Below are 22,134 nucleotides of genomic sequence, written 5' to 3' on the forward strand. Positions count from 1 at the left end.
AGAAATTACCATGAAAATTAAACTACTTACCACCGTACTAACCGCTGGCATTTTAACTGCTTGTGGTAGCGATAAATCCAACGAACAGACCACAGCAGCAGCTGATGCTGAACGTGTCGTACATATCGCAACTGAATCAAGCTTTAAGCCGTTTAGCTATCTAGACAACCAAGGCAACCTTGTCGGACTTGAGATCGATCTGGCGAACGCCTTATGCGATGAGATGAAAGTCCAGTGTGAAATTTCATCTCAAGATTGGGACGGACTAATCCCAGGTCTTACTGCCAATAAATTTGATGCCATCATGGCTGGTATGTCTGTAACCAAAGAGCGTGCTGAAGTGGTTGATTTTAGCGATTCATATTTTGATAACAGCATCGTACTTCTTGGCAAAAAAGGCGTGGATATGGATGCCAACCACCTAGAAGGCAAAACCGTTGCCGCTCAGCTTGCTACGGTATCATCTGACTGGGTTGCTGCTAACCAACCAGCCGCCACGCTCAAAACATACGGCCAACAAGAAAATGCGTATCTAGATCTATCAGCAGGTCGTGCAGATGCAATGATGAGTGACATCGTTCCAGCACTAGACTGGCTAACAACCGATGCTGGTAAAGATTTTGAGATCAAAGGTAATGCGATCGACATCGGTGATACCGTCGCTATCGCTTTACGTAAAAACGACCCTTTAAAAGATGAGTTTAACGCCGCACTTGCCACCCTAAAAACAAACGGCAAGTACAATGAAATTGTCAATAAATACTTAGACTTATCAGCGTTAGAAGCTGCTAAAGAACACTAAGCGATAGACAAAAGCCGCACAACTTAGTGCGGCTTTTTATGTCTGCTATTTGGTGAATATTTATCTATCAACCAGATGATAGATGACTGATCTACTTTAGCATAAGCTTTTTGCCCACTTATATACGGCTATACGGCTGTCTGCTTAGCTCTTAAAGAAAATCATAAAGCAAACCTGTATCTAGAACATATAATCCGCCTAAAGGTCGGTTATTTTAAATTCACTCATGGCAATTCCTTAAAATTTCTTAGCATGATAACTCTTTAATCAGCTTAAATCTTGGCACATCTTGACCGTTTATGTTTACCATCTCACAAAACATTGCCAAAGGTCGCACCCACACCCCACGCTCGCCATATAAGGCACGATAGACAACAAGCATCTCTTTTGTCTTGCTGTGGTGGGCAATGTGCAGGACTTGGTACTCTTTACCTTTGTAATGGCGGTAGATGCCTGTTTTTAAATTTGCATTATTCATGATTTTGGGTTTGATAAACTAACTTGCCATTGGTTTCAAGCCATTTTAATAGAAAATTTACATGAGCTATTTCATTTTTACATTTATCTAATTGTCTTTCCACTTCTTGTAAAATTATGGGAACTTCAACAATCCACACCTGTTCAATCTCCAGGTGATTTTTAAAGATACCAAAATAAAAAGCACGATTTCTGGTTACTCTTGAAAGATTGCTTTTTGTTATTCTATCCATTTGAAAACTGCAACCTTTATTTGTTTTTGTATTAACCCTTCTAATGCTAGCTAAATATTCATAAAAATTACCACTTTCATCTTTGGCATCAGGGAGGTCTTTCTGTGGTATAAGCTGGTGACCTAATATCTCAGCCATAATTAATTCTTTTACAATACCTGGTTGCAAAATATTCGAAATTCCATGGGTTTTTTCAGCACAAGACTGTGCCTGCAACAACAAATCTATAATTTCTGATGATTTCATAATGTTTGGTTAATTAATAGAAATCTTTCAACAAAATTTTTCACAGTGATATTTTTAATATCACTATCCAAAACGTTCTTATCCAAAGCAATAGGGTTATTATTGGAATTTTGCAGTATGTAAATGTGATTTTTACCACCCATTTCTTCAAATATCCCCACTATAAAATGATTGCTTGATACTTTATCAAATAAATAAGAATATTCATCATTGTCTGTGTTGCTTTTTTGAAAATAGCAGAAATTAAAAGCAATTAAAAGTGGCTGCATGTATTTTTGAGACTGCTCAAATGTACTATGCCAATGCAAAACTTTTGGCTCATTTAAAATCTCTTGGATTTGACTAGGGTTATTGTTGTAAATAACCCCATAAATTTCTTGACCTGTTTTTAGAGAAATAATTTTCATTATGTATCCTTAATTAACCACACTCACCCGAGCATACGCCTTTTTACCTGCCTGAATTACGACCGTCTGCCCCTGTTCTAAGGCAAATCCTGCGACCACAACTTCGCCATCTACTTTGACCGCCCCACGAGAGAGCATGTCTTTGGCTTGGGCGGAGTTTTTGGCAAGGCTGGCTTGGTTTAAAATTTGCGTGATAAATAATTTGTCCGCTCCATTTAATGACAAAGTAACTTCTGGCAAATCAATGGGTAGCTCGCCGTCCGCCAAGCGGTTACCTGCCGATTTATGGGCATTGTCAGCACTGTCTTTGTCATGAAAGCGTTCAATCAATTCTAGTGCCAATATCCGTTTGAGTTCTTGGGGGTTGCGTCCTTGTGCCATCTCATCTAACAAGTCATTGACTTCATTCATCGGCTTGAAACTTAACAATTCAAAATAACGAGCAATCAGTGTGTCAGGCATGGATAGGATTTTTTGGTACATCACGCCAGCAGGCTCTGCGATGCCGATATAGTTGCCAAGCGATTTGCTCATTTTATTCACGCCATCAAGCCCTTCAAGCAAAGGCATGGTCAAGCACACTTGTGGCTGTTTGCCATAGCGAGATTGGAGCGTGCGTCCCATCAGCACATTAAAGGTCTGGTCCGTGCCGCCAATCTCCACATCGCTGTCCATGGCGATGCTGTCATAGCCTTGCACCAATGGGTACAAAAATTCATGAATGGCAATCGGTGTTTGGCTGTTATAACGTTTTGAAAAATCATCACGTTCTAGCATACGAGAAACGGTCAGCTGACTGGCTAGGGCAATCATATCCCCTGCCGACATTTGCCCAAACCAGTCAGAATTGAACATGATTTTGGTTTTGTCTTTATCTAGGATTTTAAAGACTTGACTGGCATACGTTTGGGCATTGTGCTTGACATCTGCTTCGGACAAGGGCGGACGAGTGGTGTTTTTGCCAGTTGGGTCGCCAATACGAGCGGTATAATCACCAATCAAAAACAGCACTTCATGCCCTAAATCTTGAAAATGACGCAATTTATTCAAAACAACCGTATGCCCCAAATGCAAATCAGGGGCGGTGGGGTCCATGCCTAGCTTAATTCGTAGTGGACGATTTTCTTGTAGTTTTTTGATTAAATCATCTTCTGAATAGATGTCTACCACGCCACGCTTTAGCAGTTTAAGTTGTTCGGTTGGGGAAAGAAAATTACTCATGACTGACCTTAATATTTCATTAACTATCGGTGCATTTTAGCATAATTTTTTAGACAATTTTATGCAAAATCACAAGACTAAAGACAACTACTGCATAAAAACACCTTAACAAACACCCATCATATTGGTACACTTACTGATGATTTTCTTTGCCAACTTTCAAACTTATCTTTATAATGGGCTAAATTTTCATAAAAGAGACAACAATGACAGTCACCAACACCACTTTACCCACATGGTTCACCTCCAATCTTGTCGCAGGCATGCAGCGTGGCATCGAAAAAGAAGGGTTAAGAATGCAGCCAGATGGTCATTCTGCTAAGACATTTCACCCTGCAAGACTTGGCTCAAAGCTAACTCACCCTTTTATCACCACAGATTATTCTGAGAACTTGCTTGAACTTATCACCGAGCCAAAAGATACAATCAAGGACGCCCTTGACATGCTAAGACAGCTACACGTCTTAGTACATCGCAGCCTAGAAAATGACGAGATGATGTGGCCTTTGTCCATGCCGTGCATGCTCTCTGATGATGATGAAGATATCCCATTGGCAAATTATGGTACATCTAACATCGGACGACTAAAAACCCTGTACCGCTCTGGGCTTGGTGTGCGTTATGGACGAAAAATGCAAACTATAGCAGGACTGCATTATAACCTATCTATCGGTGATGATTTATTTAGCGAATGGATGAAAGCAGAAAACCGTACCGATCTTACCGAATTTAAAAATGAAAAATATCTAAGCCTAATTCGTAACTTTAAACGCCTAACCCCCCTTGTGCTATACCTTCTAGGAGCAAGCCCAAGCGTGTGCGGCTGCTTTTTAACAGGTCGCAAGCATGATCTAATACCACTCACCAAAGACAGCTGCACAACTTTTTATAAGCCTTATGCAACAAGCCTACGCATGGGTAAACTTGGCTACACCAACAGCGTCCAAGAAGACCTAGACATTCGTTATAATGAGCTTGGTGAGTACATTAAGGGCTTAAGACGGGCGATTGATACACCATTTGCTGACTTTAGCAAGATTGGCGTAGATGATAAAGATGGTCAGCCAATACAGATTAACGACCATATTTTACAAATTGAAAATGAATTTTATAGCCCCATTCGCCCAAAACAAGTCACCAAATCTGGCGAAACCCCCACCCAAGCCCTTGATAAGCGGGGCATCGCCTATGTGGAATTTCGTGCCATTGACCTAGACCCATACAGCGATATTGGCATCACCACCGAAACGGCATGCTTTTTGGAGATTTTAGCATTGTACTGCTTATTTTCAGAGTCGCCTGAGCTTTTACCTGATGAAGAAAAGCGTCTTGCTGATAATGTCGAGATTGTCGTCAATCATGGACGCAGCCCTGATGCCACTATCTATACCACCACAGGCAATACAAAGCTTAGCACATGGATCGAAGAGCGACTGATACAAATGCAACCAATCGCTGATAAATTTGATGAATATCACGGCGGTAACACCTATCGCACCGCTTTAACACTCATGCAAGGCAAGGCAAATAATGCCAATCTGACCTTATCTGCACAGATTGAGTCTGACAGTCGCAGACTTGGTAGTACATGGAAGCTAGGTCAAGAGCTTGCCAAAAAGCACCAAAACGAGCTGCTTGCTCATGCCATCAGCGTAGAAGACACCCTAAAATTCTATGAGCTTGCGGTGCAGTCGTTCGCCGAACAGCAACGCCTTGAGCGAGAAGAAACACAAAGTTTTGATGAATTTTTTCGGCAATACCGCTGATTAAGGTATGACTGCCATGCCAAAAAAGCTAACATTTCAAACGCTGTGTGCCTGCTTATTTATAATGAGTGTTGTGGCGACATTGGTAGCAATTTTTTATTTTCAAAAGCATTTGGGGCTTGATCCTTGCCCTTTATGTATTTTTCAGCGGATTGGCGTGTGGATCATGGGGGCTTTTGCCTTTATTGGTATGCTTATCAATCCCAAAAAAGTGTGGGCAAAACTGTCTGTCTGGCTTGGTATGATGATAGGCGTGCTTTGGGGCATAGGCGTGGCAGCTCGTCATGTGTGGCTACAGCACCTGCCTGCCGACCAAGTGCCTGCGTGTGGGCCTGGGCTTAATTATTGGGTAGAGACACTGCCAATACTGCAAGTGTTTGAACAAGTACTTAAAGGCTCTGGTGAATGTGCGGTGATTGATTGGCAGTTGCTTGGGATAAGCATTCCTGAGATGACTTTGGCGATGTTTGGAGTATTTGGGGTGGTACTAATCATGGGATTAAAAGTGCTTAAGCGATAAAAATAAAAGCCACTTACTACTTTAAGAAAGCGGCAGCCTTGAGTAGCTATGAGAGCCTTTTGGTATTTATACCTTTGGCAATGGACAAAACAGCACTTATGCTTTACAATTTTAACCAATAAATATGGGTACAATCAGTCAAGGAAAAACCATGAGCCAACATCACCAATTACAAATGTCTGTTCTAATGACACCTGAATATGCAAACTTTACAGGCAATGTTCATGGTGGCGATATTTTAAAATTGCTCGATCAAGTCGCCTATGCCTGTGCCAGTCGTTATAGCGGTAAATACGTCGTTACCTTATCAGTGGATAAAGTGGTATTTTGCCAGCCAATTCACGTCGGTGAGCTGGTTACTTTCTCAGCAAGTGTCAATTACACAGGGCGAATTTCTATGGAAGTAGGCGTGCGTGTAGAATCTCAAAATATCCAAACAGGCAAGATTCGTCACACCAACAGCTGTTATTTCACGATGGTAGCAGTAGATGAAAAAGGTTGTTCCACGCCTGTGCCGGCACTTAAGCTTATCACCGATGAACAAAAAAAACGCCATCAAGACGCTCTCAAACGCAAAGAAATTCGCTTACAAGACACTAGCGGAACTTGTAAAAACTAACTACTCTAATAGCAACCACATATAAGCCAGTAGATTTATGTCAAGCACCGTGTAATGCGGTGTTTTTTGATGTTTATTGTCATACCACCTTTTTAAATAAATATCTCTCATAAAGCAAACATAGCCCAGTTTTTTTTATGATAAAGCGATGATTAAGCTTGTCTTTGATGTATCGCTAGGACGCTGTTTTGGGTGATTGCCAATTTGTGCTATCGCTTTAAGTACACGCATTAAAGCATAAATGATGCGTAAGATGATTTAATCAGCAGATGCATGAGCGGTTTGATACATTGGGCGATTTATTCATTTTATCAAAATAACCTGCTTGACACCGCTTTTAAAAAACCAACCACACAAACCACGCCCCCACCACCAACGCAAGACAGCTTGATAATCGCAGTCTTTTTTTGTGCTGTTTTTGTGAGATGATGTCTGCCAAAATAACATAAATAAACCCAAATGCAATGCCAAGCGATGCGATATTGACAAGCGTCAAAAGATGATTACGCCCAAGCAAAGTCATGCTTAAACACAATAAGGTTAGCATGGTAATGATAAGCGGGTTTGGCTTTTGCTCGTGAAAGCCATGAAATAAAAACGTTGGCAGTACACGCTGCTCGTTCATGGATTCAACCAATGACAAAGCGGATAACAAAAAGCCATTAATACCGCTGATAATAGAACACGCCATAGCAAGCGTCAAAATCGCCATACCTGCCGACCCAAGTTGCTCACGCACGCCTGCACCTGTCGCCCATGACAGCTCTTTGATAGCGGCATAATCAAAATTAACATTTAAGGCAGTAAAATAATTAACAAGCAAATAACACACAAGCCCAGAAAAAATAGACAAGTAGATGATGTGTGTGCTTTGCTTTTTAGATGTGGCAATATTTTTGGCGATGTTTGGCGTGGTTTCAAAGCCGACATACGCCCAAGGCACAATAGCAAGTATAGCAAGCCACGAGCCACTGTCAAACGCCCCTAATTCTGATTTAAGGGGTGGTAAATAGGCATGGGGAGCGACCCAAAGCGAGCCAACACTTAAGACAATAATCGCTCCAACCATCAAAAAGGCAATGATAAGCTGCACCAAAGCCCCATGCTTAATGCCTTTGCTATTTATCCATGCACACGCCACAAGCACGAAAGATGAGATGATAAGCTCACTGCCAAACATTTGCCAATCGTTGATACGGTACAAAGGCAGCCATTGCCAATCAGCAGGCAAATGATTACGAAGCAGTAACGTGATGGCAGACGTGTTTAACGCCACAATCGCCAAATAACCCGCCAGCACGCAAAAGCCATAAATCATGGCATGCCTGTCGCCCAAATAATGACGCACCCAAAACACACCCCCTTGTTCATCGCTGTGCAGCTTCATTAAATTCATATAACAGCGAGCCACCAACGTAATGAGCAATGTACCAAACACAAACGCCACCGCCGACCCAAGTAGCGTGCTTTTGACCAAAAATAAATCGCTTGGCATGACAAATACACCCCACCCAATCATCGCCCCAACACTTACGGCGATGGCTTGAATGGGTGAGATTTGGCGGTTGTTATTGGCGGTCATGGGCGTATTTAATCTGCTTTAAAATATGGCACGTCGCCATTTACAGTGGCACGGTGCATGATACGATGAGCATTGCCATAATCAAATAACGCCTTATGCTGAGTGATACGATTATCCCAAATGGCAACATCGCCTGCTTGCCACTGCCAACGCAAACTAAACTTATCTTGGATGCTGTGAGCAAACAGTTTATCGAGCAATTCACGGCTTTCATTTTTTTCCATGCCGTCAATATGACTGGTAAAACCTTCACTCACAAACAATCCTTGTCGTCCACTTTCTGGATGAGTGCGGATAACAGGGTGGATAACAGACGGATTGTCTTTGATAATTTGCTCAAGTTTTGCAATGTCTTTGGCAGTTTGCCCAAAGCGTTCTTTGGGAAATGACAGACGAATGTCATGCACAGCGTTTAGACTTTGTAACTTGGCTTTGGTGTCGTCATCAAGGTCATCATAGGCAGCAGATAGGCTTGCCCATAGGGTATCGCCGCCTTTTTCTGGGACTTTTATGGCGTGTAGCACACAGCCTAAAGGTGGCGTTTGGCTAAAAGTTACGTCCGTGTGCCACAACTCATTATCACGCAAATCGGTCTGATGACTGTCTAGCACGATAATCTCAGGCACATCAAGGATATGCGGGAAAATCGGGTGAATATGCAGTGAGCCAAAGCCTTTGGCAAGGGCTACTTGCTTACTTGGCGTCAGATTCTGCTTACGAAAAAAGATAACTTGATAATCAAGCAAGGCTTGTTTAATCATGTCAAATTCTTGTTCATGAATATCGCTTAAATCAATACCATCAATGACAGCACCGATAGCGGGTTTAATGGGAGTAATGGTAATAGACATAGTACACCTACCGATAAGTAACGAGTGATAGTCATGCACTATACTAAAAGCGTTGGGGCTTACAAAATACCAAATAGCGTTATTGATATGCGATTTTGGCATTTTAAAACGTTGGTCAAACATTTTATGATAACTAACCAAAGGCGTGTTAAATCTTTATAACACGCTTTAGATTTATCAATCAGTTAAAGGTAGTTGACTGTTTTTTGCATTAAAAGCCAAATCTTGTTTTTTGCTATCAAAGCTTTTGCAGATATCTTAATACTATCTGCAAGTTTTAAAAACCAGCGACTTTTTTTATTTTTAAGTGCAAATATGAAAGTTTAGCACGCCCACCAACAGCCAAAAGAGATAATATGTATCAATACAGCCATGCCGACACCGATTTGGTGTATGAACGTGTTGCCCAGTATCGCCATCAGACAAAGCGATATTTGGCAGGCAAACTTTCAGAAGAAGAGTTTTTACCCCTAAGATTACAAAACGGCTTATATGTCCAACGCCACGCCCCCATGCTACGCATCGCCATTCCTTATGGACTGCTATCAGCCAAGCAGCTGCACGCCCTAGCTGATATTGCCACAAACTTTGATAAAGGTTACGCCCACTTTACCACACGCACCAATGTGCAGTTAAATTGGGTGAATATTGGTGACGTGCCTGATATTTTGGCAGCACTTGCCGATGTGCAAATGCACGCTATTCAAACATCAGGCAACTGCATTCGTAACACCACCACCGACCCTTATGCAGGTATTTGTGCCGATGAAGTTGCCGACCCACGCCCTTATTGCGAAATCATCCGCCAATGGAGCAGTTTTCACCCAGAATTTGCCTACTTACCACGCAAATTTAAAATCGCTGTCATCGGCACCAAAGCCGACCGTGCAGCCACACAGCTTCACGACATTGGATTGCATTTGGTAGAAAAGTCGGGCGAGCTTGGTTTTGAAGTGATGGTTGGCGGTGGGCTTGGGCGAACGCCAATGATTGGTAAAGTCATTTGTGAGTTTTTACCACGTCGTCATTTATTAAGCTACTTGGACGCTATTTTGCGTGTGTATAATTTAGAAGGCAGACGAGACAATAAATACAAAGCACGCATTAAAATCTTAGTGGACGCACTTGGCAGCGATGTCTTTGCCAAAAAAGTCGCTGATGAGTGGCAATTTAGCAAAGATGGCGATTTGACCTTAACGGATGCACAATTTGCCAAAGCAATCAGTTATTTTAGCTTGCCAGATTATGAGCAAATTGACCTGTTGCACGCCACCCATAGTTTACAAAAAAATCTTAAAAATGAGCGGTTTAAAAACTGGTATCAGCACAATACCGTCAATCACAAAATTACAGGCTATAAAGCGGTCACCATCTCACTTAAAGCGGGTAATGTCAATGGCAGCTATGTGCCAGCAGGCGATTTGACAAGCGAGCAAATGCACGCTTTAGCAGATTTGGCAAAGCGTTATAGTTTTGGAGAAATTCGTGTCACTCACCACCAAAATTTAGTTTTTAGCGATGTCAAAATAGACGAGCTGTATCCACTGTGGCAAGCCTTAGACCGCTTAAATCTAGCAAGAGCAAATATAGGCACGCTCACCGACATGATAGTCTGCCCCGGCTTTGATTATTGTGCTTTGGCAAATGCCACCACGCATAATATCGCCAAGCAAATTGAAGACGAATTTTATGATCTAGATTATTTGTACGATTTGGGCGAGATTCGTTTAAATATGTCAGGGTGTATGAATGCTTGTGCTCATCATCATGTGGGCGACATTGGCATTTTGGGTGTGGATAAAAAAGGCGAACATTGGTATCAAATCTCGCTGGGCGGCAACTCTGGACAAAACGCCAAACTTGGGCAGATATTGGGGCGCGCTGTGCCTGCCGATGACGTGGCACGCACCATTAAAACCATTACCGAAGTCTATAAGAATAACCGCCAAGCCTATGATGACAGCTTTGAGAGTTTTTATGATTTTGTGGAGCGAGTGGGCATCACCCCCTTTAAACAAGCGGTGTATGGATAGGATAAAGATATGAAATTATTCAATACCAAAGAACAAATCGCAACTGTAGACGTGGTGCTATTAACTAAAGACAATCAGCAGTATTCATTATCGCCAAACACAACTGACACGATAGAATTTGAGCATATCGTCAAGGTTATGATAGATGACGTTGGTAATAAAGAAAACAAAAGTTGGGAGAATTTGGGGTTATTTTTAACTGCCGACACCACGTTTGAGAAATTGCAAGATTTGATTATAAATGGTGATAACACACCGCTTATTTTTTATATCAAACAATTTACAGATGGGCGAGTGTTTAGCCTTATTCGCCATTGCCGACAAAAGGGTTATCAAGGTCAGATTATCATCATCGGGCAGTTTGCTGCTGACCAGGCAGGCTATTTTGTCAAATCTGGAGCAAGTGGTTTTGTGGTGGCAGACGGACAAGCTGACACCTTAACACTGACCTTAAAAGACTTACAAACCGCCCATGTGGGCTTGTCAGCAAATCAGTTGCCGATGTTTCGTTAATGATAATTTTGTTAATGATGATAAAGGATACCCATGAATACTTTGCCGCTATTTTTTAACTTAACTGATAAGCCAATACTCATTGTTGGCGGTGGCGATGTCGCTTATCGTAAAGCGATGTTACTGAACAAGGCAGGGGCAAAAATCACGGTCATTGCCAAAAATGTGAGTGACGATTTTTACACCTTTTTAACCACTCATCATCATAAGGTGGTACAAAAATCGTATGAACCCCACGATTTAACAGCAGATAAGTTTGTCTTGATGATTTGTGCCACCAATGACAACGACTTAAACGAGCGTATTTATCATCAGGCACATACCCTAAACATCCCTGTCAATGTGGTGGACACGCCACATTTATGCGATTTTATTTTTCCTGCCATTGTAGATAGAAATCCTGTGATGATAGGTATATCCACCAATGGCAACGCCCCTGTATTGGCAAGGCTTTTGCGTGCCAAAATAGAGCGTATATTACCCCAAAATATCGGCACGATTGCCAAACAAGCAGGCAACTTTAGGGTAATCGTCAAACAAAAATTAGCCCACATCAGTAAGCGTCGTCATTTTTGGGAAAGCGTATTTAATAAAGTCATTTCTGATAAGTCATTAAAAAGTTTGGACGATGAATTGGGCGATTTTATAGCAAAAAAGCCATCTGTTGGCGAAGTGTACATCGTGGGAGCAGGCACAGGCGACCCTGATTTATTGACCTTAAAGGCGTTAAGGCTTATGGGTCAAGCGGACGTGGTGCTGTATGACGCCCTAGTCCCTGATGTAATTTTAGATTTATGTCGCCGTGATAGCCAAAAAATCTTTGTTGGTAAAAAACGCTCTTATCACACCAAAAGCCAAGATGAAATCAATGCCTTACTTATCAAATACGCCAAAGACGGCAAGCGAGTGTTACGCCTAAAAGGGGGCGACCCCTTTGTGTTTGGGCGTGGTGGCGAAGAGCTATTGGCGTGTAAACAAGCAGGCATAGCAGTACAAGTGGTCAGCGGCATCACATCAGCACTCTCAGCATCAGCATCATCTGGCATACCTTTGACGCATCGTGGCGTAGCAACTTCGGTACGGTTTTTAACGGCATGTTACCAAACAGGCGAGCATTTTGACGGTCTTAAAAGTACATACCATGCAGACGAAACTTTGGTGTTTTATATGGGATTGCACGCCCTTGATAAGCTGGTAACAAATCTTATGGCATCATCTGTTACAACAGACACGCCTATTGCCATTATTTCACACGCAAGCTTGCCTACCCAGCAGATATTAAAAGGCACACTTGGCGACATCGTGGATAGGCAAGCAAAGGTTTGTTTACCTGCCCCTGCGGTTATTATTGTGGGAAATGTGGTAAAACTTCATCAATCATCTGACAAGTGGCTATCATCGCTTTAACCAATCATACCAAACCTTACGCATTGACGATTGATCTTTAAGGTAAAAATCGCTGATTTTTTATAATCTTAAGCCTGATTTATCATACAAGTGAGTAAAATAAAATACAATAATTTTAAAAGTTTTAACATTATTTTTATAAGATTAACATTAGTGCCATCATCATGTAATAAAGCCGAACACGCATGGCATTTGACAGATAAAATTTGATATAATTTACCCACATTTATTCATACAAGTGATGATCATGCACATTCATATTCTCGGCATTTGTGGTACATTCATGGGGTCGCTTGCCCTTTTGGCTCGTGATTTGGGGCATCGCATTACCGGCTCTGACACCAACATCTATCCGCCCATGAGTACCCAATTACACAACGCTGGCATCAAAATTATGTCAGGCTATCAGGCAGAGCATTTACAGCCTGCCCCAGACCTTGTCATTGTGGGCAATGCTTGTAAGCGTGGTATGCCAGCGGTGGAGTATATGCTAAACGAGCGTCTGCCTTATATCTCAGGTCCACAGTTTTTGGCAGATTATGTCCTACAATCTCGCCATGTGTTGGCGGTGGCAGGCACGCACGGCAAAACCACGACCACGACCATGCTGGCTTGGATTTTGCAGTTTGCTGGTATTGATACAGGGTTTTTGATTGGTGGCGTGCCACAAATTGACAACGATGACGCTCGCCTGCAAGATGCCTTTAAACACAGCAGTCATCTGGGCAAGGATTATTTTGTGGTTGAAGCAGATGAATATGACAGTGCGTTTTTTGACAAACGCTCAAAATTCGTCCACTACCGCCCAACCACCGCCATCTTAAACAATCTAGAATACGACCACGCCGATATTTTCCCCAACCTAACAGCCATTCAAACACAGTTTCACCACATGATACGCATGATACCTGCCAATGGTCAGATCATCATGCCAAGTGGCACAGACAGCCTAGAAGAGACGCTAGACATGGGCGTATGGACGGACGTGGTGCGCATCTCAATTGATGGATCTGGCTTGGTGGCAGGCGACAATTGGGCAAGGCTAAACCAAGATGACGGCTCATCTTTTATAGTATCCATCGGTGGACAAACAGGCGTGGTGAACTGGGCAATGAGCGGACTGCACAACGTCAATAACGCCCTAGCCGCCATCAGTGCTGCCCATCATGTCGGCGTGGACATCAAGGTGGCATGTGATGCTTTATCCAATTTTGGTGGCATTAAACGCCGTATGGAGCTTGTCGGTGATGTGGGCGATATTTTGGTTTTTGATGATTTTGCCCACCACCCCACCGCCATCAAAACCACACTTGACGGAGCCAAGAAAAAATTACACGGACGCAGAATCTGGGCAGTCATTGAGCCACGCTCCAACACCATGAAACTTGGTAGCCACAAAGATTTATTAGCACCGTCTGCTAGTTTGGCAGATGGCGTGCTGTGGTATGAGCCGACAAGCCTTGCGTGGGGGCTGTCAGACGTGATTGCAGGCACGCCCAATCAGCTTGTCTTACCAAGCACAGATGACATCATCAGCCATCTAAGCACACACGCTAAGGCGGGCGATGCGATTATCATCATGTCAAATGGCGGTTTTGAAAGCATTCACACACGGCTGATTGACGCATTGGGTGCAAATACATGATTTGACTACACACCAAAAAAGCCTAAAAACAAGCCCAAGCCCCAAAATTTATGGTTTTGGGCTTTGCTTTTTAGTTAGAGGTTAGTATTGGCGGATTAAAAGGCAGTGTGCGGTGGTCGGTTGGCAGTTGATTGGGACTGTATAGGCAGTTGGCAAGCTTAGAGTGTCCGAGCTTCAAACTGCTCAAAGGTGGCACGCTCATCAATCGTCCACGCTTGTTTTTTGCCGTGTTCATCAGCTCGCACCATGACCGCTTCGCCCATGGCAACGATTGTCTTTTGGGCGGTGCTATAAAAAATATGCTCAAATACCACACTGGTATTGCCCAAATTTTTGATACGCACACCCACAAGCAGCGTATCAGGAAAGACAACAGGGCGTAGATATTGACAGCTGTTCGCCGCCAAGATGGTGGCAATGTCGGTGCGTGTCTTCACAAGTCCAGACGCACGCAAATAGCTGATACGTGCCGATTCAGCATAGCGATAAAACACGACATTATTAAGATGATGAAAGCCGTCCATCTCCCCCCACGCCACAGGCTGAACGTGCACACAAGGATACTCATGTAGCTGTTTTGGGCGAGCATCGCCTGTCAATATCGGCTCAAAAACACGCTCAACGCCAAGCATCAGCTGTCTGCCTTGGGCTTAAAGCCTGCTGGGCGTTCATAATCGCCGTTGTCCAAGAACAGCTCTCGTTGTTCATTGATGAATTTTTTGGCATCTTTATCTGCCATGCTAAGATGCTTTTCGTTGATGAGCATGGTTTGTAGCTCTATCCATTCACCCCACGCCTTTGCCGAGACGGTGTCTTGGATTTCTTGTCCTTTGGCGTTGGGGAATGGAGGGGTTGGTAGTTTTGGCAAATTTTCTTGGTATTTACGACAAAACACCAGATTGTCTTTGGGATTGAAGATTTCCATAAGATTTCCTAATTGGCAGATAAGGGGGTATTATAGCAAAGATTGGTATAGGTTTGAAATTTCGGTTATTTTAGCGGTTATTTTAAATATTCCCAATCTTGCCATATTTCGCTTGTGTCTATAATGTCATCGTTTTGCACACCACACCCCTTTAACATCGCAGGCATTTGGCGTTTGGGCTTGCTGGGTTTGGCTTTTGGTAGAATGGTAATCGCCAAATACAATTCTTCATCAGATTGTGGCGGTGTATCTAACCATTCAATTTGATTATTGACTAATTTAGCTTGATAAGTTGCAAGCATAATTCAACCCCCTTTTAAAAAAATAAACCGACAGTACCATCAGTTTATTTAAATTCACCCTATTTTGCAAATCAAACTTTGACAATCCGCTCACGCCCACGCTCTATCGCCTGCTCCACTTGGCTTGGGGCTGTACCACCGATGTGGTTGCGAGCGTTTAGCGAACCTTCTAGGGTCAAACAATCAAAGACATCATCGGCTATCAAATCGCTAAAACTTTGTAACTCATCAAGCGACAATTCTGATAAGTCCACATCTTTTTGCACTGCCAATCCCACCGCAGACCCCACCACTTCATGAGCATCACGAAAAGGCAAGCCTTTTTTGACAAGATAATCTGCCAAATCAGTGGCGGTGGCGTAGCCTTTCATGGTGGCATCTTTCATATTCTTGGCATTTGGCGTGATATTAGGAAGCATATCGGCAAAGGCGATGAGACTGCCTGTCAGTGTATCCACGCAGTCAAACAGCGGTTCTTTATCTTCTTGGTTGTCTTTATTATAAGCCAAAGGCTGATTTTTCATGAGCGTAAGCAGGGTTGTTAATTGCCCAAAGACACGAGCCGTCTTGCCACGCACAAGCTCTGGCACATCAGGGTTTTTCTTTTGGGGCATGATGGACGAGCCTGTACAAAAACGGTCAGGAATGTTAATAAAAGCAAACTGTGCCGACATCCACAAAATCAGCTCTTCGCTGATTCTAGATAGGTGCATCATCAAAATACTGGCATTACTGACAAATTCAATGGCAAAATCACGATCAGACACTGCGTCCAATGAGTTTTGGCAAATGCCATCAAAACCAAGCAGGCGAGCGGTGATGGTGCGGTCAATCGGATAAGTCGTGCCAGCCAGAGCCGCCGAGCCTAGTGGCATTTGGTTAATGCGTCTTCTGGTCTCCACAAAGCGTTCACCATCACGCACAAGCATCTCAAACCATGCCATCACATGGTGAGCAAAGCTGATGGGCTGGGCGGTCTGCAAATGCGTAAACCCCGGCATGATGGTGTGTGTGTGGCGACTTGCCAAATCCAAAAGACCGCTTTGAAGTTTGGCGATAAGGCTGACAATTTTTTTGGTTTCATCACGCAAATACAGACGAATGTCGGTCGCCACTTGGTCGTTGCGACTGCGTCCTGTGTGCAGTTTTTTGCCGACATCGCCAATCAAGGCAGTCAAGCGACTCTCAATGTTCATATGCACATCTTCAAGAGCGACCTGCCAAACAAATTCGCCACGTTCAATCTCGCCTTTGATTTGGGTCAGTCCATCTATAATCTGACGGCTCTCGTCTTTGGTAATAATCCCACACTGCCCAAGCATGGTGGCGTGAGCAATAGAGCCTGCAATATCTTGACTTGCCATGCGTTTGTCAAAATTCACCGATGCGGTAAACTGGGCGACAAAATGGTCAGTAGCTTCACTAAAACGTCCGCCCCAGATGTTAGAAGTGGCTTGGTCGGCTTGGGCTGTGGTTTGGTGCTTAGTTTGGTCAGTCATCGTCATACCTAATTTAATACAAATTTGGCTAAATTATAACACAGCAAACACCCAAAACCTTGCCAAATATCAGAAATCTGCTTAGCATCTTTTGGCGGTGTCTAGCAGACGTGCGACTGCGGTTGGCAGACTTGATAAATACAATAGATGAGTACAAAAGTAGCCCCAAAAGTTAATCAAAAAGAACGCTTATATTCAAATATTTTATATTTAAATATTTAATAAATTTACCAAACATTTATCAAAATTATGATAATATGAATTAAATATACTTTTTAACCAATATCTTAGACCTATCTTAGATGCCATTTAAAGACAATCATCATGACCATATCCACCCCAGACACACTCACCATCGCCACTCGCCAAAGCCCACTTGCACTGTGGCAAGCCAATTTTGTCAAAGACATTTTAGAAAAACTCTACCCAACCATGAAAGTAAAACTACTTGAAATGGTAACAAAAGGCGATAAAATCCTAGATACCCCACTTGCCAAAATCGGAGGTAAAGGGCTTTTTGTCAAAGAGCTAGAAAACGCCTTATATGAAAAACGTGCCGACATTGCCGTACACTCTTTAAAAGATGTGCCGATGGTATTACCAGAAGGTCTAACACTTGGGGCGTATTTAGAGCGACACGCCCCAACAGATGCCTTCGTATCTAATAAATACCTCCACTTAGATGAGATGCCTGCTGAGGCAATCTTAGGCACATCAAGTCTACGCCGTGAATGCCAAATCGCCCACGCCAAAGACAATCTTGTCATCAAATCCTTGCGTGGCAATGTCGGCACTCGCCTATCTAAGCTGGATAATGGTGAATATGATGCCATTATCCTAGCCACAAGTGGCTTACAGCGATTGGGGCTAGATGCACGCATTCGCCACGAATTAGACGATGAATTGAGTCTGCCTGCGGTCGGTCAAGGGGCGTTGGCAATTGAATGCCGTGATGATGATGAGATTATTTTAAGCTTACTTGCCCCTTTAAACCATACCCAGACTCGCCTATGTGTCATTGCCGAACGTGCTATGAATCGTACGCTTGAAGGAGGTTGCCAAGTGCCAATTGCAGGTTTTGCCACTCTAAATGGCAACACCTTGACACTGTGCGGTCGGGTTGGCAGTATTGATGGTAAAACCCTACTTAAAACCACTCAAAGTACCACCTTAACTCATGACGATGACGAAGGTCTAGCCCAGATTTTAGGCATACAAGTTGCCAATGATTTATTATCCCAAGGAGCGGACAAGATTTTAAAAGAAGTTTATCACACCTAAAATCACCCATGAATCACGCCCTATTCATCAACACTCGTCCCACACACCGAAATATTTGCTTTCATCATCTGTCTTGTGCGTGCGTAGAACTGCCTTTGCTTAGGATTGATGATGTGGCTTTATCTAACGATGAACAAGCCATCATGAGGGATTTGATTACCCAAAATCCTTATCAAGCACTCATCATCACAAGCGTTGAGTCTGCCAAACGTGCGATTTGTTTTCTAAGGCACTTAGGCATAAGCACCGCCTGCCAATTACCCAATGCCAAAGCCCCATCTGTCATCGCAGTTGGGGAAGCCAGTGCCAAGGTACTTAAAGATTTTGGCTTTGTCGTAGTGTTGCCCACTACAGCGAACAACGAAGGTATGCTAAAACTCCCCCAAATCCAAAACCTTCAAGCAAGCGATAAGGTGCTAATTTGGCGTGGCGTGGGTGGTCGCAGGCTTTTAGAAGATGACTTAGCCAATCGGCAAATACAGATTGATGTCATTGAGTGGTACGAACGCACCAAACCGCACGATTTGGCAGATAATTATCATGCCATCACCCCACAGATTGATAAATTCATCATGCACAATCAGCCTGTCATCATGCTCATCAGCAGTCAAATGGCATTTGAGAACTGGCAAAGCTTGCGTAGCACGCACGCCCATCGCATTCATTATTTGACGCTTGGTGACAGATTATTCGACATCGTGCGTACCGCCTACCCAAAAGCACGCACACACTTAATTGATGCCTTAAGCGCCCAACACGTGCAAGATGTGATTGATGACATCATACGTTCTACCAATGGCGTACCAAACACCTGTTCAACTTAGACTTAGACCACACAAATGACATATCAAAGCCTATAAAGTATGCACCCACCCATCGGCTGACACCTTATCATCTCATTTTTGTGAGCTGATGCCAATTCATAAAATCATCTTTAAAAACAACTCGCATTTTTCCCAAATTTCATCAAAATCCCCACATTTTATTCCCATGCCCTTGAAAATTTTTCCAAAGTCTTTATCAAGATAAGGATTTTATTATCATTTTTTAGGTAGGATATCATGACTAAGCACACTCAAAACAATCAAACAGCTGACACCATCGCTGACAACGACACCACAAACAGCGAGCCAATCAGCGAGCAAAACGCTGAGCAAAAACAAACCGAAACGTGCGAACTAAGTGCAAAGATTGCCGAACTAGAAGCACAGGTCGCTAATGCCAAAGAAGCTGCTGCACGTGCCAATGCCGACTCGTATAACGCCCAACGCCGTATGGAACAAGAGACGGACAAGGCGAAAAAATACGCCCTACAAAAGTTCGCCAAAGAAATGTTAGACGTGGTGGATAATCTTGAGCGTGCCATCGAGAACCTAGCAAATGCTGATGAAGCAGTTATTGAAGGCGTGAAACTTACCCACAAATCACTGATTGCCGTCCTTGAGAAAAATGGCGTCATCGCTGTTGGTGAAGTGGGAGAAGCCTTTAATCCTGACCTTCATGAAGCGGTTGGCATTCACCCAGAGGCGGACAAAGACATCGTAGGGCAAGTGCTACAAAAAGGCTATACATTAAACGAGCGGACATTAAGACCTGCGATTGTCATGGTAGGCGGTTAAGCCTAATTGATGACACGCCAGCACCATTGTTATGCAGTGTTGGCACATTTAGCTTATCAAAAATAAATAAAGACGCTGTTTTGTAGTTTTTATTCTATTTTTCAATAAGTTAAATTGGAGAAATTTTTAAAAAAAAATTAAAATTTTTCCCTTGAAAAGCCAAAAATGACACAAATATAAAGAGACAAGTTTGGCAGTTGCCAAAAACCTTAAAGAAAGAAAAACTGGAGAAATAATTATGGGTAAAGTTATCGGTATTGACCTAGGTACAACCAACTCTTGTGTCGCTGTTTATGAAGGCGACAAAGTTAAAGTGATTGAAAATGCTGAAGGTGCTAGAACCACACCATCTATCGTTGCATTTAAAGACGGCGAAACTTTGGTTGGACAATCGGCTAAACGCCAAGCTGTCACCAATCCAAACAACACTTTGTTTGCAGTTAAACGCTTAATCGGTCGCCGTTATGATGATAAAGCAGTACAAAAAGACATCGGTCTTGTGCCTTATAAAATCATCAAAGCTGACAATGGCGATGCGTGGGTAGAAGTAAATGGCAAAAAACAAGCTCCACCGCAAATCAGTGCAGAAGTTTTGAAAAAAATGAAAAAAACTGCCGAAGATTATTTGGGTGAGAGCGTAACAGAAGCGGTTGTTACCGTGCCTGCTTACTTTAATGATGCCCAGCGTCAAGCCACCAAAGATGCAGGTCGTATCGCAGGGCTAGATGTCAAACGTATCATCAACGAGCCTACCGCTGCTGCCTTGGCTTTTGGTCTTGACAAAAAAGAAGGCGACCGCACCATTGCTGTCTATGACTTAGGTGGTGGTACGTTTGACGTGTCTATCATTGAGATTGCTGATGTGGACGGCGAACAACAATTTGAAGTACTATCAACCAATGGCGACACTTTCTTGGGCGGTGAAGACTTTGACATCGCACTCATTGACTATTTAGTAGATGAGTTCAAAAAAGAGCAAGACGTGAACCTAAAAGGCGACCCACTTGCTATGCAGCGTCTAAAAGAAGCTGCTGAAAAAGCGAAGATTGAGCTGTCAAGCAGCACAAGCACCGAAGTGAACCTGCCTTATATCACCGCAGATGCGACAGGTCCTAAGCATTTGGTAGTAACAATTAGCCGTGCTAAACTAGAAGCCTTGACCGAAGAGCTGGTGGCTCGCACCATCGCCCCTTGTAAGACTGCCCTAGAAGACGCAGGTCTATCGGCAAGCGACATTGATGATGTTATCTTAGTGGGTGGTCAAACTCGTATGCCACTTGTGCAACAAAAAGTGCAAGAGTTCTTTGGTAAAGAGCCAAGAAAAGACGTAAACCCTGATGAAGCGGTCGCTATTGGTGCTGCAACTCAAGGTGCGGTGCTGTCAAACGATATCAAAGACGTGCTACTACTTGACGTAACTCCGCTGACGCTTGGCATTGAGACCATGGGCGGCGTGTTAACACCGATTATCGAAAAGAACACCATGATTCCTACCAAAAAATCACAAGTGTTCTCAACGGCAGCCGACAATCAGCCTGCAGTAAGCATTCAGGTGTATCAAGGCGAGCGTAAGATTGCCAACCAAAACAAGCTTTTGGGCAACTTTGACCTAACCGACATTCCACCAGCTCCTCGTGGCGTGCCACAGATTGAGGTTACCTTTGACATCAACGCAGATGGCATCATGAACATCTCTGCTAAAGACAAAGGCACAGGCAAATCACAATCTATCCAAATCAAGGCAAACTCTGGCTTGACTGACGAAGAGATTGAGCAAATGGTGCGTGATGCTGAAGCCAATGCTGAAGCAGATCAGAAGTTTGCTGACCTTGCAAACGCTCGCAATGAAGCAGACGGACGCATCGGTGCAGTACAAAAAGCACTAAAAGAAGCTGGTGATAAAGCCACAGCTGAAGAAAAAACAGCAGTCGAAGAAGCCATCTCAGCCCTAGAGCTCGCCACCAAAGAAGATGATGTGGACGACATCAAGGCTAAGATTGAAGCACTTGATAACGCGTTCTTGCCAATCGGTACGAAGATTTACCAAGATGCAGGAGCAGCAGGCGGACAGCAGGCAGGTGACTTTAGTGGACAAGCTGACAACCAAGCTGATGATGGCGTGGTAGATGCTGAATTTACCGAAGTCAAAGATGAGAAATAATCTTAGTCTGATAAGTTGTTAATTT

Annotated in this window: 22 protein-coding genes; 12 read left to right on the forward strand and 10 right to left on the reverse strand. The window is 43.3% G+C overall.

What is annotated here, in order from left to right:
• The first annotated feature begins 10 nt into the window (after positions 1–10).
• Complete coding sequence (locus tag LU293_RS04710; protein ID WP_242749427.1) at positions 11–802, forward strand: transporter substrate-binding domain-containing protein; 792 nt, start codon at positions 11–13, stop codon at positions 800–802.
• Positions 803–1,049: 247 nt separating this feature from the next.
• Here the strand turns inward: LU293_RS04710 and LU293_RS04715 are convergent, their stop codons facing one another.
• From LU293_RS04715 to tyrS, 4 genes are read right to left on the reverse strand one after another with little or no spacing between them, the layout of a single operon-like run.
• Positions 1,050–1,280, reverse strand: coding sequence for a DUF1653 domain-containing protein (locus tag LU293_RS04715; protein ID WP_242749429.1), 231 nt, complete (start codon positions 1,278–1,280; stop codon positions 1,050–1,052).
• Complete coding sequence (locus LU293_RS04720; protein WP_242749431.1) at positions 1,273–1,758, reverse strand: PDDEXK family nuclease; 486 nt, start codon at positions 1,756–1,758, stop codon at positions 1,273–1,275. Before LU293_RS04720 ends, LU293_RS04715 begins: the two co-directional genes overlap by 8 nt.
• Positions 1,755–2,165, reverse strand: a complete 411-nt coding sequence (locus LU293_RS04725) for a hypothetical protein (RefSeq protein ID WP_242749433.1) — start codon at positions 2,163–2,165, stop codon at positions 1,755–1,757. Before LU293_RS04725 ends, LU293_RS04720 begins: the two co-directional genes overlap by 4 nt.
• Before the next feature lie 9 nt (positions 2,166–2,174).
• Positions 2,175–3,386, reverse strand: a complete 1,212-nt coding sequence (gene tyrS / locus LU293_RS04730) for a tyrosine--tRNA ligase (RefSeq protein WP_242749435.1) — start codon at positions 3,384–3,386, stop codon at positions 2,175–2,177.
• A 206-nt stretch (positions 3,387–3,592) separates the two neighbouring features.
• Between tyrS and gshA the strand changes: the two genes are divergently transcribed.
• The 3 genes from gshA (at position 3,593) to LU293_RS04745 (ending at position 6,291) form a co-directional block, all read left to right on the forward strand.
• The gene (gene gshA / locus LU293_RS04735) at positions 3,593–5,152 is read left to right on the forward strand and encodes a glutamate--cysteine ligase (RefSeq protein WP_242749437.1); all 1,560 of its coding nucleotides are present in this window, start codon (positions 3,593–3,595) and stop codon (positions 5,150–5,152) included.
• A 16-nt stretch (positions 5,153–5,168) separates the two neighbouring features.
• Complete coding sequence (locus LU293_RS04740; protein ID WP_242749439.1) at positions 5,169–5,672, forward strand: disulfide bond formation protein B; 504 nt, start codon at positions 5,169–5,171, stop codon at positions 5,670–5,672.
• Positions 5,673–5,823: 151 nt separating this feature from the next.
• Entirely contained in the window at positions 5,824–6,291 is a 468-nt protein-coding gene (locus tag LU293_RS04745) for an acyl-CoA thioesterase (protein WP_242749441.1), read from the forward strand.
• Positions 6,292–6,628: 337 nt separating this feature from the next.
• On the opposite strand, the gene LU293_RS04750 is transcribed toward LU293_RS04745, so the two are convergent.
• Complete coding sequence (locus LU293_RS04750) at positions 6,629–7,873, reverse strand: APC family permease (RefSeq protein ID WP_242749443.1); 1,245 nt, start codon at positions 7,871–7,873, stop codon at positions 6,629–6,631.
• An 8-nt stretch (positions 7,874–7,881) separates the two neighbouring features.
• Entirely contained in the window at positions 7,882–8,724 is an 843-nt protein-coding gene (tauD, locus tag LU293_RS04755; protein ID WP_242749445.1) for a taurine dioxygenase, read from the reverse strand.
• A gap of 356 nt (positions 8,725–9,080) precedes the next feature.
• Between tauD and LU293_RS04760 the strand changes: the two genes are divergently transcribed.
• The 4 genes from LU293_RS04760 to mpl all read left to right on the forward strand — a co-directional run bounded on the left by LU293_RS04760 (position 9,081) and on the right by mpl (position 14,322).
• On the forward strand, positions 9,081–10,757 hold the full coding sequence (locus LU293_RS04760) for a nitrite/sulfite reductase (protein WP_242749452.1): 1,677 nt from the start codon (positions 9,081–9,083) through the stop codon (positions 10,755–10,757).
• A 9-nt stretch (positions 10,758–10,766) separates the two neighbouring features.
• Positions 10,767–11,270 (forward strand): DUF934 domain-containing protein, encoded by a 504-nt coding sequence (locus LU293_RS04765; protein WP_242749454.1) that lies wholly within the window; start codon positions 10,767–10,769, stop codon positions 11,268–11,270.
• Between the two features lie 33 nt (positions 11,271–11,303).
• On the forward strand, positions 11,304–12,677 hold the full coding sequence (gene cysG, locus LU293_RS04770; RefSeq protein ID WP_242749456.1) for a siroheme synthase CysG: 1,374 nt from the start codon (positions 11,304–11,306) through the stop codon (positions 12,675–12,677).
• A gap of 247 nt (positions 12,678–12,924) precedes the next feature.
• Positions 12,925–14,322 carry a UDP-N-acetylmuramate:L-alanyl-gamma-D-glutamyl-meso-diaminopimelate ligase gene (gene mpl / locus LU293_RS04775; RefSeq protein ID WP_242749458.1) on the forward strand — a complete coding sequence of 466 codons (1,398 nt, stop codon included), beginning with the start codon at positions 12,925–12,927 and terminating at the stop codon, positions 14,320–14,322.
• A gap of 158 nt (positions 14,323–14,480) precedes the next feature.
• Here mpl and LU293_RS04780 read toward each other — a convergent pair whose 3' ends face one another.
• The 4 genes from LU293_RS04780 to argH all read right to left on the reverse strand — a co-directional run bounded on the left by LU293_RS04780 (position 14,481) and on the right by argH (position 17,048).
• The gene (locus tag LU293_RS04780) at positions 14,481–14,954 is read right to left on the reverse strand and encodes an acyl-CoA thioesterase (RefSeq protein WP_242749460.1); all 474 of its coding nucleotides are present in this window, start codon (positions 14,952–14,954) and stop codon (positions 14,481–14,483) included.
• Complete coding sequence (locus LU293_RS04785; protein WP_242749462.1) at positions 14,954–15,247, reverse strand: oxidative damage protection protein; 294 nt, start codon at positions 15,245–15,247, stop codon at positions 14,954–14,956. Before LU293_RS04785 ends, LU293_RS04780 begins: the two co-directional genes overlap by 1 nt.
• Positions 15,248–15,324: 77 nt before the next feature.
• Positions 15,325–15,549: a hypothetical protein gene (locus tag LU293_RS04790; protein ID WP_242749464.1), complete on the reverse strand. Its 225-nt coding sequence runs from the start codon at positions 15,547–15,549 to the stop codon at positions 15,325–15,327.
• A 71-nt stretch (positions 15,550–15,620) separates the two neighbouring features.
• Positions 15,621–17,048: an argininosuccinate lyase gene (argH, locus tag LU293_RS04795; protein WP_242749466.1), complete on the reverse strand. Its 1,428-nt coding sequence runs from the start codon at positions 17,046–17,048 to the stop codon at positions 15,621–15,623.
• A 324-nt stretch (positions 17,049–17,372) separates the two neighbouring features.
• On the opposite strand from argH, the gene hemC reads away from it, so the two are divergent.
• The 4 genes from hemC to dnaK all read left to right on the forward strand — a co-directional run bounded on the left by hemC (position 17,373) and on the right by dnaK (position 22,109).
• Positions 17,373–18,329 carry a hydroxymethylbilane synthase gene (hemC, locus tag LU293_RS04800; protein ID WP_242749469.1) on the forward strand — a complete coding sequence of 319 codons (957 nt, stop codon included), beginning with the start codon at positions 17,373–17,375 and terminating at the stop codon, positions 18,327–18,329.
• Between the two features lie 8 nt (positions 18,330–18,337).
• Entirely contained in the window at positions 18,338–19,153 is an 816-nt protein-coding gene (locus LU293_RS04805) for a uroporphyrinogen-III synthase (protein ID WP_242749483.1), read from the forward strand.
• Between the two features lie 237 nt (positions 19,154–19,390).
• The gene (gene grpE, locus LU293_RS04810; protein WP_242749485.1) at positions 19,391–19,948 is read left to right on the forward strand and encodes a nucleotide exchange factor GrpE; all 558 of its coding nucleotides are present in this window, start codon (positions 19,391–19,393) and stop codon (positions 19,946–19,948) included.
• Positions 19,949–20,186: 238 nt separating this feature from the next.
• Positions 20,187–22,109, forward strand: coding sequence for a molecular chaperone DnaK (gene dnaK / locus LU293_RS04815; RefSeq protein ID WP_242749487.1), 1,923 nt, complete (start codon positions 20,187–20,189; stop codon positions 22,107–22,109).
• Positions 22,110–22,134 lie beyond the last annotated feature (25 nt).

This window comes from Moraxella nasovis (assembly GCF_022701215.1).
In the GTDB taxonomy this organism is placed as follows: Bacteria; Pseudomonadota; Gammaproteobacteria; order Pseudomonadales; family Moraxellaceae; genus Moraxella; species Moraxella nasovis.

What these genes read in the sequence shown, in the direction of transcription:
- argH (WP_242749466.1), bottom strand. Translation starts at nt 17,048, where the DNA reads ATGACTGACCAAACTAAGCACCAAACCACAGCCCAAGCCGACCAAGCC.
- LU293_RS04805 (WP_242749483.1), top strand. Translation starts at nt 18,338, where the DNA reads ATGAATCACGCCCTATTCATCAACACTCGTCCCACACACCGAAATATT.
- hemC (WP_242749469.1), top strand. Translation starts at nt 17,373, where the DNA reads ATGACCATATCCACCCCAGACACACTCACCATCGCCACTCGCCAAAGC.
- tauD (WP_242749445.1), bottom strand. Translation starts at nt 8,724, where the DNA reads ATGTCTATTACCATTACTCCCATTAAACCCGCTATCGGTGCTGTCATT.
- LU293_RS04790 (WP_242749464.1), bottom strand. Translation starts at nt 15,549, where the DNA reads ATGCTTGCAACTTATCAAGCTAAATTAGTCAATAATCAAATTGAATGG.
- LU293_RS04750 (WP_242749443.1), bottom strand. Translation starts at nt 7,873, where the DNA reads ATGACCGCCAATAACAACCGCCAAATCTCACCCATTCAAGCCATCGCC.
- LU293_RS04725 (WP_242749433.1), bottom strand. Translation starts at nt 2,165, where the DNA reads ATGAAAATTATTTCTCTAAAAACAGGTCAAGAAATTTATGGGGTTATT.
- LU293_RS04760 (WP_242749452.1), top strand. Translation starts at nt 9,081, where the DNA reads ATGTATCAATACAGCCATGCCGACACCGATTTGGTGTATGAACGTGTT.
- LU293_RS04780 (WP_242749460.1), bottom strand. Translation starts at nt 14,954, where the DNA reads ATGCTTGGCGTTGAGCGTGTTTTTGAGCCGATATTGACAGGCGATGCT.
- LU293_RS04710 (WP_242749427.1), top strand. Translation starts at nt 11, where the DNA reads ATGAAAATTAAACTACTTACCACCGTACTAACCGCTGGCATTTTAACT.
- mpl (WP_242749458.1), top strand. Translation starts at nt 12,925, where the DNA reads ATGCACATTCATATTCTCGGCATTTGTGGTACATTCATGGGGTCGCTT.
- grpE (WP_242749485.1), top strand. Translation starts at nt 19,391, where the DNA reads ATGACTAAGCACACTCAAAACAATCAAACAGCTGACACCATCGCTGAC.
- LU293_RS04765 (WP_242749454.1), top strand. Translation starts at nt 10,767, where the DNA reads ATGAAATTATTCAATACCAAAGAACAAATCGCAACTGTAGACGTGGTG.
- LU293_RS04720 (WP_242749431.1), bottom strand. Translation starts at nt 1,758, where the DNA reads ATGAAATCATCAGAAATTATAGATTTGTTGTTGCAGGCACAGTCTTGT.
- dnaK (WP_242749487.1), top strand. Translation starts at nt 20,187, where the DNA reads ATGGGTAAAGTTATCGGTATTGACCTAGGTACAACCAACTCTTGTGTC.
- LU293_RS04740 (WP_242749439.1), top strand. Translation starts at nt 5,169, where the DNA reads ATGCCAAAAAAGCTAACATTTCAAACGCTGTGTGCCTGCTTATTTATA.
- LU293_RS04715 (WP_242749429.1), bottom strand. Translation starts at nt 1,280, where the DNA reads ATGAATAATGCAAATTTAAAAACAGGCATCTACCGCCATTACAAAGGT.
- cysG (WP_242749456.1), top strand. Translation starts at nt 11,304, where the DNA reads ATGAATACTTTGCCGCTATTTTTTAACTTAACTGATAAGCCAATACTC.
- LU293_RS04785 (WP_242749462.1), bottom strand. Translation starts at nt 15,247, where the DNA reads ATGGAAATCTTCAATCCCAAAGACAATCTGGTGTTTTGTCGTAAATAC.
- tyrS (WP_242749435.1), bottom strand. Translation starts at nt 3,386, where the DNA reads ATGAGTAATTTTCTTTCCCCAACCGAACAACTTAAACTGCTAAAGCGT.
- LU293_RS04745 (WP_242749441.1), top strand. Translation starts at nt 5,824, where the DNA reads ATGAGCCAACATCACCAATTACAAATGTCTGTTCTAATGACACCTGAA.
- gshA (WP_242749437.1), top strand. Translation starts at nt 3,593, where the DNA reads ATGACAGTCACCAACACCACTTTACCCACATGGTTCACCTCCAATCTT.